General features: G+C 72.8%; 9 protein-coding genes. 4 read left to right on the forward strand and 5 right to left on the reverse strand.

Features of this window, described 5'->3' with window-relative positions; all coding sequences use genetic code 11:
• The 4 genes from tilS to folE all read left to right on the forward strand — a co-directional run.
• On the forward strand, nucleotides 1-1,019 hold a 1,019-nt coding region (tilS, locus tag IF99_RS0129385; protein ID WP_031001340.1), incomplete at its 5' end, for a tRNA lysidine(34) synthetase TilS.
• Between the two features lie 55 nt (nucleotides 1,020-1,074).
• Nucleotides 1,075-1,635, forward strand: a complete 561-nt coding sequence (gene hpt / locus IF99_RS0129390) for a hypoxanthine phosphoribosyltransferase (RefSeq protein ID WP_031001341.1) — start codon at nucleotides 1,075-1,077, stop codon at nucleotides 1,633-1,635.
• 255 nt (nucleotides 1,636-1,890) lie between these two features.
• Complete coding sequence (ftsH, locus tag IF99_RS0129395) at nucleotides 1,891-3,921, forward strand: ATP-dependent zinc metalloprotease FtsH (RefSeq protein WP_031001342.1); 2,031 nt, start codon at nucleotides 1,891-1,893, stop codon at nucleotides 3,919-3,921.
• A 238-nt stretch (nucleotides 3,922-4,159) separates the two neighbouring features.
• Nucleotides 4,160-4,765, forward strand: a complete 606-nt coding sequence (gene folE, locus IF99_RS0129400; RefSeq protein ID WP_031001343.1) for a GTP cyclohydrolase I FolE — start codon at nucleotides 4,160-4,162, stop codon at nucleotides 4,763-4,765.
• A 215-nt stretch (nucleotides 4,766-4,980) separates the two neighbouring features.
• Here folE and IF99_RS0129405 read toward each other — a convergent pair whose 3' ends face one another.
• From IF99_RS0129405 to folP, 5 genes are all read right to left on the reverse strand, one after another.
• Nucleotides 4,981-5,463, reverse strand: coding sequence for a DUF3180 domain-containing protein (locus tag IF99_RS0129405; RefSeq protein ID WP_031001344.1), 483 nt, complete (start codon nucleotides 5,461-5,463; stop codon nucleotides 4,981-4,983).
• A gap of 72 nt (nucleotides 5,464-5,535) precedes the next feature.
• Nucleotides 5,536-6,144 carry a 2-amino-4-hydroxy-6-hydroxymethyldihydropteridine diphosphokinase gene (folK, locus tag IF99_RS0129410; RefSeq protein ID WP_031001345.1) on the reverse strand — a complete coding sequence of 203 codons (609 nt, stop codon included), beginning with the start codon at nucleotides 6,142-6,144 and terminating at the stop codon, nucleotides 5,536-5,538.
• Nucleotides 6,141-6,500: a dihydroneopterin aldolase gene (gene folB / locus IF99_RS0129415; protein ID WP_031001346.1), complete on the reverse strand. Its 360-nt coding sequence runs from the start codon at nucleotides 6,498-6,500 to the stop codon at nucleotides 6,141-6,143. The genes folK and folB overlap by 4 nt, the downstream gene beginning before the upstream one ends.
• Before the next feature lie 426 nt (nucleotides 6,501-6,926).
• Complete coding sequence (locus tag IF99_RS0129420; protein ID WP_031001347.1) at nucleotides 6,927-7,439, reverse strand: nuclear transport factor 2 family protein; 513 nt, start codon at nucleotides 7,437-7,439, stop codon at nucleotides 6,927-6,929.
• A complete protein-coding gene (gene folP, locus IF99_RS0129425) occupies nucleotides 7,436-8,299 on the reverse strand; it encodes a dihydropteroate synthase (protein ID WP_078655342.1) in 864 nt (287 codons plus the stop codon). The genes IF99_RS0129420 and folP overlap by 4 nt, the downstream gene beginning before the upstream one ends.
• Nucleotides 8,300-8,448 lie beyond the last annotated feature (149 nt).

Genomic DNA, 8,448 nt, shown 5'->3' on the forward strand with positions numbered 1-8,448 from the left:
CGGCCACCCCGCCCGATCCCCTCCCCGCCGGAGCCGCCGACAGCGGCCCCGACTGGGCCGCGCGCATCGTCCACTCGCGCCGCCCCTTCCCCGCCCCTCACCCCGCGGCCCCCCTCGTGCTCGTCGCCTGCTCCGGCGGCGCCGACTCCATGGCCCTCGCCTCCGCGCTCGCCTTCGAGGCCCCCCGCCTCGGCGTCCGCGCGGGCGGCGTCACCATCGACCACCGCCTCCAGGAAGGCTCAAGCCGCCGCGCCGCCGAGGTCGTCGCCCGGCTCACCGCCCTGCGCCTGACCCCCGTCGAGGCCGTCGCCGTCGACGTCGGCCGCGCCGGAGGGCCCGAGGCCGCCGCCCGCGAGGCCAGGTACGCGGCACTCGACGCCGTCGCCGAAAAGCACGGCGCCACCGCGATCCTCCTCGGCCACACCCGCGACGACCAGGCCGAGACCGTCCTCCTCGGCCTCGCCCGCGGCTCCGGCACCCGCTCCCTGTCCGGCATGGCCGAGACCTCCGGCCCCGGAGGCCGCTACCGCCGCCCCTTCCTGCGCGTCGACCGGCAGACCGCCCGCAAGGCCTGCATGGTCCAGTCGCTGCCCGTGTGGGACGACCCGCACAACACCGACCCCGCCTACACCCGCTCCCGGCTGCGCCACGAGGGCCTGCCCGCCCTGGAGAAGTCCCTCGGCAAGGGCGTCGTCGAAGCCCTCGCCCGTACGGCCCAGCTCTCCCGCGACGACGCCGACGCGCTCGACGCCTGGGCCGCGCGCGCCGCGGGGACCGTCCGCGACGAACACGGCGCACTCGACTGCGCCGGCCTCTACGCGCTGCCCGCCGCCGTCCGCCGCCGCGTCCTGCGCGGCGCCCTCCTCGACGCCGGCGCCCCCGGCGGAGCGCTCTTCGCCGCGCACATCGAGGAGGTGGACCGGCTCATCACCGCCTGGCGCGGGCAGCGGGCCCTCAACCTCCCCGGGAAGGTCGAGGCCAGGCGGCTAGGTGGCAGACTGGTCATCCGGCAAGGCTGAGGCGCGCTCCCACGGGCGGGCGCGCGCCGCCGCACCGGTTCGACAGACGAAAGTGATGCGCGTGGACGCGAAAGACATGGGCTCCGACCTCCAGTCGGTCCTCCTCACGAAGGAAGAGATCGACGCGAAGCTCGCCGAGCTGGCCGCCAAGATCGACGCGGAGTACGCGGGCAAGGACCTCCTCCTGGTCGGAGTCCTCAAGGGCGCGGTGATGGTCATGGCCGACCTCGCCCGCGCCCTGTCCACACCGGCCACGATGGACTGGATGGCCGTCTCGTCCTACGGGGCGGGCACCCAGTCCTCCGGCGTCGTGCGCATCCTCAAGGACCTCGACACCGACATCAAGGGCCGCCACGTCCTGATCGTCGAGGACATCATCGACTCCGGGCTCACCCTGTCGTGGCTGCTCACCAACCTCGGCTCGCGCGAGCCCGCGTCGCTGGAGGTGTGCACGCTGCTGCGCAAGCCGGACGCCGCGAAGGTCGCGATCGACGTGAAGTGGACGGGCTTCGACATCCCCAACGAGTTCGTCGTCGGCTACGGGCTCGACTACGCGGAGAAGTACCGCAACCTGCCCTTCGTCGGGACCCTCGCGCCCCACGTCTACGGAGGCTGACATCCGCGCGCCCGCCCGAGGGCGCCGCCCGCCCGGGTCACCGGGGCCCGCGCGACGGCGTCCGCCCGAGGGCGCGTCACACTCCGCGGGGTGCCCCGGGAACCCGCACGCCTCCTCCACCGTTGGACGAGGCGTAACCAGGTTCCTCAGCACTCCCCTGCGTCTTCGGGTGACAATGCTGGGGTACCGTCCGAAGAACAGTCTTTATCTCACTCACTATGGCAGGAGGGACGGGGCGCATCCCGCTCCGTGTGGATGGACGTGAAGCGATACTTCCGTGGGCCGGTCATGTGGATCGTGCTGGCCGTCCTCGCCGTGGTCGTGTTGATGCAGTTCGTCGGTTCGTCCGGCGGCTACAAGACGGTGGACACCGGTCAGGTCGTCAAGGCGATCGACCAGGACAAGGCGAAGGCGGTCAAGCTCAGCACCGGCGATGACCACATCATCAAGGTCGAGCTGAAGAAGGGCCAGGAGGTCAAGGGGAGCAGCAAGATCCAGGCGAGCTACATCGGTGACCAGGGCACCGACCTCGCCGCGACGCTCCAGGACAAGTACCAGAACAACAAGATCCCCGACGGCTACACCGTCCAGCCGTCGAAGCAGAGCCCGTTCCTCAGCATCCTCTTCTCGCTGCTGCCGATCATCGTCATCGTCCTCATCTTCCTGTTCCTCATGAACCAGATGCAGGGGGGCGGCTCCCGTGTCATGCAGTTCGGGAAGTCCAAGGCGAAGCTCCTGACGAAGGACACCCCGAAGACGACCTTCGCGGACGTCGCGGGCTCCGACGAGGCCGTCGAGGAACTCCAGGAGATCAAGGAGTTCCTCCAGGAACCGGCGAAGTTCCAGGCCGTCGGCGCCAAGATCCCGAAGGGCGTCCTGCTCTACGGGCCTCCCGGTACGGGCAAGACCCTCCTCGCCCGCGCGGTGGCCGGCGAGGCCGGGGTGCCGTTCTACTCGATCTCGGGCTCCGACTTCGTCGAGATGTTCGTCGGTGTCGGTGCCTCCCGGGTGCGCGACCTCTTCGAGCAGGCCAAGGCGAACGCCCCGGCGATCGTCTTCGTCGACGAGATCGACGCCGTCGGCCGGCACCGCGGCGCGGGCCTCGGCGGCGGCCACGACGAGCGCGAGCAGACGCTCAACCAGCTGCTCGTCGAGATGGACGGCTTCGACGTGAAGGGCGGCGTCATCCTGATCGCCGCCACGAACCGGCCCGACATCCTCGACCCCGCGCTCCTGCGCCCGGGCCGCTTCGACCGGCAGATCGCCGTCGACCGCCCCGACATGCAGGGCCGGCTGGAAATCCTCAAGGTGCACGTGCAGGGCAAGCCCGTCGCCGAGGGCGTCGACCTCGCCGCCGTCGCCCGGCGCACCCCGGGCTTCACCGGCGCCGACCTCGCCAACGTGCTCAACGAGGCCGCGCTCCTCACCGCGCGCAGCGACAAGAAGCTCATCGACAACAGCATGCTCGACGAGGCCATCGACCGCGTCGTCGCGGGCCCGCAGAAGCGCACCCGCATCATGTCGGACAAGGAGAAGAAGATCACCGCGTACCACGAGGGCGGACACGCCCTGGTCGCTGCGGCTTCCCCCAACTCCGACCCGGTGCACAAGATCACCATCCTGTCCCGGGGCCGCGCCCTCGGCTACACGATGGTGCTCCCGGACGAGGACAAGTACTCGACCACGCGCAACGAGATGCTCGACCAGCTCGCCTACATGCTGGGCGGCCGGGCCGCGGAGGAGCTCGTCTTCCACGACCCGACCACCGGTGCGGCGAACGACATCGAGAAGGCCACCGGGACCGCCCGCGCCATGGTCACCCAGTACGGGATGACCGAGCGGCTCGGCGCGATCAAGTTCGGCGGTGACAACTCGGAGCCCTTCGTGGGCCGCGAGATGGGCCACCAGCGCGACTACTCGGAAGAGGTCGCGGCGCTCGTCGACGAGGAGGTCAAGAAGCTCATCGAGACCGCGCACAACGAGGCGTGGGAAATCCTCGTCGAGAACCGGGACGTCCTCGACAACCTGGTGCTCGCGCTCCTGGAGAAGGAGACGCTCGGCAAGGAGGAGATCGCCGAGATCTTCGCCCCGATCGTGAAGCGCCCGGCCCGCCCCGCGTGGACCGGCTCGTCCCGCCGGACGCCCTCGACCAGGCCGCCGGTGCTCTCGCCGAAGGAACTCCAGCTCACGCACGGTGCCAACGGCACTCAGCCGGGCCAGGTCTCCGTCGACAAGACGCCGCAGGCCGAGCCGGACCCCTCCTCGGAGGAGCGCGGCGACAGCTGAGCGAGGCGCCGCGTCGCCGAGGGAGAGCACGGCGCGAGCGCCGGGCACCCGCGGTGCGAGCCGAGTGCCCGGCGAGAGCCGGGCGCGTCGGCGGCGCGAGCCGGGGGTGCCGACGCCGGCCGGGCCCGGAATGAAGCCCGTCCTCACCAGGTTCTAGCCTGGAGGGGGCGGGTTTTCCCGTATTCCCAGGTCCGGGCACCTGCCCCGGGCGGTGGCACGGCAACGGAACGAGGCAGACATGACCGACCCGGTGACCCTGGACGGCGAGGGCACGATCGGTGCCTTCGACGAGAAGCGGGCCGAGAACGCCGTCCGCGAACTCCTCCTCGCCGTGGGTGAGGACCCCGACCGCGAGGGGCTGCGCGAGACCCCGGGCCGGGTCGCCCGCGCCTACAAGGAGATCTTCGCCGGGCTGTGGCAGGAGCCGGAGGACGTGCTCACCACGACCTTCGACCTCGGGCACGACGAGATGGTCCTCGTGAAGGACATCGAGGTGCAGAGCACCTGCGAACACCACCTCGTGCCCTTCGTCGGCGTCGCCCACGTCGGCTACATCCCCGCCGCCGACGGCAAGATCACCGGGCTCTCCAAGCTGGCCCGCCTCGTCGACGTCTACTCCCGCCGCCCCCAGGTGCAGGAACGCCTCACCACCCAGGTCGCCGAGGCGCTCATGCGGATACTGGAGCCGCGCGGGGCCATCGTCGTCATCGAGTGCGAGCACCTGTGCATGTCGATGCGCGGCGTGCGCAAGCCCGGCGCGAAGACGCTGACCTCGGCGGTCCGGGGACAGCTCCGCGACCCGGCGACGCGCGCGGAGGCGATGAGTTTGATCATGGCGCGGTGAGGCTGGTCAGGGTGCGATGAGGCCGGTCGGGGCGCGATGAGGCCGGTCGGGGCGGTCGGGGCGCGACGAGGTGCTGAGGCACGGTCGGCGAGGCCGGGTGTGGGGCGGGGAGGGCCGGCGAGCCGGAGCGGTCGGGGGCCGGGTAGCGGGGGCCCTGGTGCCCGGGAAGGGCGGGGACCGGGACGGCCGCGCTCGTTCCCGCGAGGCCGTGCCTGTCAGCTCGCCGGGTGCGGGGTGTCGTCGTCGTGGTCCTCGGGGAGCTTGCAGACGTGCTCCAGGAGGAAGGCGACGGCGACGACGGCGGCGCCCGCGAGCACCGTGAGGGCGGCATAGACCGCTTGGTCGCGGCGGGCCGGTTCGTCGAGGCGGGTCAGGAGGAACACGCCCATGCCGCCGTACAGACCGGCGACGAGCGCGGCGACGAGGGCGCTCGCCTGGCCGAGCACGACGGCGCGCGCCGCCTGGAGCGGATTGACCCCTTCGGCCCCGGGGCGGCGTTCGCGCTGGGCGCGGAGCCGGGCACGTATGGACAGCGCCGTGGCGAGGAGCAGCGCGGCGAGCGCGAAGAAGACGACGGGCGCGGCGACGGGCACGGAGGGCAGCCGGCCGTACGCGTCCCAGAGCCGGGCCCCGGCCCAGGCGAGCACCCCGGCCACGACGAAGATCCCGGCGAGCACCCGGAGGCGGAGCTTCTGCACCTGACTGTCGTCCCTTCGTACGCTCACGGGCCCCGTGGCCCGTCCGCGAGCGCCCCTCCCCGACCCTAACGGCTAATCGGGGACGATCAGTTCCAGGTCCCGGCGCGGGGTGACGCCCTCGTCGCCGATCGCCGCGAGCAGGTCAGCGACCTGGCCGTGGCCGGGCAGGCTCGCGCCGGGCTCGATATCGGCCCAGGGCGCGAGGACGAAGGCGCGTTCGTGGGCGCGCGGGTGCGGCAGCGTGAGCGCGGGGTCGTCCGAGACGATGTCCGCGTACGTGACGATGTCCACGTCCAGCGTGCGCGGCCCCCAGCGCTCGGCGCGTTCGCGGTGGAACGCCTCCTCGACCGCGTGCGCGCGCTCCAGGAGCGAGGAGGGCGGCAGGGTCGTGCGGAGGGAGACGACGGCGTTGAAGTAGGAGGGCTGGCTGCCCGGCTCGACGCCCCAGGGCTCGGTCTCGTAGACGGGCGAGACGGCCTTGACGCGCAGGCCCGGGGTGTCCTCCAGGGCGTCGATCGCGCCTTGGAGGTTCTCCAGGCGGTTCCCGAGGTTGGAGCCGAGGGCGAGGACGGCGCGGTGCGGGTTGGACAGCGTGGTGTCGGCGGCGTCCACCTGGGCGACGACGGACGCCGGCACCGGCTGGACGGTGGGGTCCCCGTGGACCTGGTCGCGTGCGGTCATGCTCGGCTCCGGGTGATGGTGACGGTCACGTCGTCGAAGGGGACCGTGAGGGGTGCTTGGGGTTTGTGGACGACGACCTCGACCTCGCGCACGGCCGTGTGCCGCAGGCAGGTCCGCGCGATGCGCTCGGCGAGGGTCTCGATGAGGTCCACGGGCTCGCCCTCGACGACGGCGACGACCTCCTCGGCGACCACTCCGTAGTGCACCGTCCGCTCCAGGTCGTCCCCGGCCGCGGCGGGACGCGTGTCCAGGCCCAGGCTCAGGTCGATCACGAAGGTCTGGCCCTGCTCGCGTTCCTCGGGGAAGACACCGTGGTGTCCCCGGGCGCGCAGGCCGCGCAGCGCGACACGATCCACGTACTCACTCCAGCGGTCGTCGGTCCCCCGAGGGCTCCTCGGGCGGCGCGGGCGCCGCCGTCCGGCACGCGGGGCCGCGTTCGAATGCTTCTGGCGTATTCGAATCTACCCGCGCGGGCTGACAGGGGGCGTGGAAGGGGGGTGGAGGTGCGGTGGTCCGTGTGGCTGGGGGGATGGCCGCCGGGCTGGGGGCAGCTCCCGCTTCCGAGGGGCACACCGCGTCACCCTGTCCTACGTCCGCCAGGCTGCGGGCAGCCCCCGCCCTCCCAGGGGGGCACCCCTGCAACAAGTCTTTCAGCGATCCGGCCCCCCACCCCCCACCCCGCGCAATCTGTGGATAACTCCGCACAAGTCAAAAATCCGCCCACTCTTCCGAGTGAGCGGATTTTTCGCCCGGAGCACGCGACCGCCGTGCCGCGCTACGGTTCAGGCCGGCGTCGCGTCCCCCGGCCCGATGGACTCCTCGTCCGGACCCTCCTCCTCGTCGTCGTCCCTGGTCAGGACGGGCGAGGCGTGGTGCGACCACAGGCGCCAGCCCGCAGCCGTGCGGCGGAAGAGGTTCGTCGCCACGACGAGCTGACCCAGGAGCGGGCCCGGGCCCTCCTCGTCCTCGGGGGCCGGGGCGCCCGAGAGGATGTTCTCGGTGCAGGTCAGCAGCGCCGTCTGGCCGTGCACCGTGACCGCGACGTCGGTCAGGAAGAACTGGATGTACTCGGTGTTCGCCATGATCACCGCGTAACTGCGCAGCACCTCGCCGCGCCCGCTGAGCACCGGCCACCCCGGGTGCACGCAGACGATGTCGGAGCCGTCCCCGTCGTTGACGTCGTCCGTGGTGTCCAGCCACAGCCCGGCGAGGGCGTCGAAATCGCCGGCCTCCATCGCCGCGTAGTAGGCGGCGTTCGCCTGCTCGACCTCCTCGGCCGCCGTGCGGGCGCTCACCGGGCGGCCTCGACGGCGCGCGCGACGCGGACCGCGTCCGCGCTCGCCCGTACCTCGTGCACGCGCACGCCCCAGGCGCCCGCCGCCGCCGAGAGCGCCGAGACGGCGGCGGTCGCCGCGTCGCGCTCGCGCGCGGGCGGCGGGGGCGCCGAGGTGTCACCGGCGAGCACGCGGCCGAGGAACCGCTTGCGGGACGCCGCCACGAGGAGCGGGCGGCCGAGCGCGTGCAGCCGGTCGAGGTGCGCGAGGAGTACGAGGTCGTGCTCGGCCGCCTTCGCGAAGCCGAGCCCCGGGTCGAGCAGGACGCGCTCGGGCGCGACTCCCGCTCCGACGACCGCCGCCATGCGCTGCTCCAGCTCGCTCACCACCTCACCGACGACATCCGCGTAGACGGCGCGCGCGTTCATGTCCTGGCTGAAACCGCGCCAGTGCATCACGACGAACGGCGCGCCCGTCGCGGCGACCATCGGGACCATCGCGGCGTCGGCGAGGCCGCCGCTCACGTCGTTGACGAGGTGCGCTCCGGCGTTCAGCGCGGCCTCGGCGACCCGCGCGCGCATCGTGTCGACTGACAGCGTGACGCCCTCGGCGGCGAGGGCCCGCACGACGGGCACGACCCGCCGCAGCTCCTCCTCCTCGTCGACACGCGTGGCGCCCGGCCGCGTGGACTCACCGCCGACGTCGACCAGGTCGGCGCCCTGCGCGACGAGTTCGAGGCCGTGTTTGACCGCGGCCTCGGCGTCGAACCAGCGCCCCCCGTCCGAGAAGGAGTCGGGCGTCACGTTGACGACCCCCATGACCGCGCACCGGTCCCACTCGGGCAGACCCTCGACGCGACCGCGCCCACGCAACGTACTCATGGCGCCCAGGGTAGGCGCTGCACGGGCGCGGAAGCGGGCGCACGGGTCCGCGCGGCGCCGCTGGTCAGGGGACGTACGGGGGCGCGCGGGGCCGGGGCGGGGCGGGAACCCGCACCGCCGTCCCGGCCGTCCCCCGCCCCGCCCCGGCC

This window comes from Streptomyces sp. NRRL F-5630, from assembly GCF_000719475.1.
Taxonomy (GTDB): Bacteria; Actinomycetota; Actinomycetes; order Streptomycetales; family Streptomycetaceae; genus Streptomyces.

Excerpts from the sequence above, each read along its gene's own strand:
- hpt (WP_031001341.1), top strand. The coding sequence starts at position 1,075 with ATGCGCGTGGACGCGAAAGACATGGGCTCCGACCTCCAGTCGGTCCTC.
- ftsH (WP_031001342.1), top strand. The coding sequence starts at position 1,891 with ATGGACGTGAAGCGATACTTCCGTGGGCCGGTCATGTGGATCGTGCTG.
- folE (WP_031001343.1), top strand. The coding sequence starts at position 4,160 with ATGACCGACCCGGTGACCCTGGACGGCGAGGGCACGATCGGTGCCTTC.
- folK (WP_031001345.1), bottom strand. The coding sequence starts at position 6,144 with ATGACCGCACGCGACCAGGTCCACGGGGACCCCACCGTCCAGCCGGTG.
- folP (WP_078655342.1), bottom strand. The coding sequence starts at position 8,299 with ATGAGTACGTTGCGTGGGCGCGGTCGCGTCGAGGGTCTGCCCGAGTGG.